1 protein-coding gene is annotated in these 1,601 nt (G+C 38.2%); it reads left to right on the top strand.

Annotation, left to right across the window (positions count from 1 at the left end):
- Positions 1-310 precede the first annotated feature (310 nt).
- Positions 311-1,495, top strand: a complete 1,185-nt coding sequence (locus tag ACW0TQ_RS22065) for an IS110 family RNA-guided transposase (RefSeq protein WP_455726015.1) — start codon at positions 311-313, stop codon at positions 1,493-1,495.
- The last annotated feature ends 106 nt before the right edge of the window (positions 1,496-1,601 follow it).

Below are 1,601 nucleotides of genomic sequence, written 5' to 3'. Positions count from 1 at the left end.
CTCCTTGTATATTATATTTAAGGTTTTAGTCTTCCGACTGTAAAAGGAAAACCTTATGAACCTATGTCATTTCTTATTTGGTATTTCCTCAATTATTTGAGAAAATATATTTAATGGATTGAGAGGTTGATCGTGTCCTCCTTGAGCCGACGAGCTCGTTATCGAAAGACTGATCCCTCTCTCTGTTAAGCTGATTACGAATGAGTTAGATGTTGAAGGCACTTTGCCTTACTCCGTATTTAGCACAAGGTAGTGACGCTTTTCAGATGAGTGGCATTCAATCCAAATAGGTAAAGAAAAAGGTGAAGCTATGTTTTATCTTGGTATTGATATTGGCAAGTGTACACATGTTGCTTCTGTTATGGATGATACAGGAAAAATAGTATTAAAAGGCTTTTCTTTTCCTAACACTTTAGAAGGCGGACACGCACTACTCACTCGTTTACGTACTATTTCAGACAACCCCTCCCATTTTCTTACGGGAATGGAAGCGACGGGACATTATTGGCTCGCTCTTTTTTCCTTCCTAGATGATGCCGATTATTTTGTCCATGTCATCAATCCTATTCAGACAGATGGCTGGAGAAAAGGTACTGAAATACGAAAACGTAAGACTGACATCATCGATTCGGTACTAATTGCCGACCTTATTCGTTACGGGTCATTTGCAGATACTGCTTTAGCGAATGAAGAAATGTTCTCCTTACGTCAGTTAACCCGTTATCGATCTTACTTAGTTGGAACAGCTGGGGATTTCAAACGTAAAATCATTGCCGTTTTAGATCAAGTTTTTCCTGAGTATGATACGGTATTTTCAAAAATTGGTGTCTTTGGAAAAGCATCCAAGGCAGCGCTTTTTGAATATTCTACACCCGATGCATTTAACGAAATTTCTGCGGATACGTTGGCTGAAACACTTCGTTTAGCGAGTCGTAATCGCGTAGGTTTAGTTAAAGCAGAATCGTTAAAAACAGCTGCTTTAGATTCCTTTGGTATTCGATTTGCACAAGATGCATTTACATTCCAGCTCCGCTCGATGATTGAACAGCTAAACTTCCTGGAAACACAAATCAAACAAGCAGAAGAAGAAATAAACCAATTGATGACTTCCGTTAATTCTGTTATTGAAACCATTCCAGGAATCGGGCCAATTACTGGTGCGACGATATTAGGCGAAATTGGTGATATTCATAAGTTTTCTAGCCCTAAAAAGTTAGTTGCCTACGCTGGTATTGATGCCTCTGTATCACAATCTGGGCAATTTGATGCAACACACAACGTCATGAGTAAAAGAGGATCCCCTTATTTACGAAAATCACTGTTTCAGGCAGCCATTGTCGCCTCCAGAAGTGATCCTGTTTTAAAAGCATTTTATGAGAAAAAGCGCTCAGAAGGAAAACATCATCTAACAGCGATTGGTGCCGTTTCACGAAAATTGTGTTACATCATTCATGCGATTTTAACTAAAAACGAACCCTACGAAATTCGTCAGTAAGTGAAAAAATTTGATGCTCTGATGCTTATTTGGCATGCATTTAATTCGTATATTTTTCTCATCATTTATTTTCTTTTTCACTTGACTTTATATAGTTAGTCTTTCT

The sequence above is a fragment of the Oceanobacillus sp. M60 genome, assembly GCF_053839645.1.
The sequence above is the reverse complement of the archived record's forward strand: the minus strand, read 5'-3'. Positions and strand labels throughout refer to the sequence as shown.

Excerpts from the sequence above, each read along its gene's own strand:
- ACW0TQ_RS22065 (WP_455726015.1), top strand. The coding sequence starts at position 311 with ATGTTTTATCTTGGTATTGATATTGGCAAGTGTACACATGTTGCTTCT.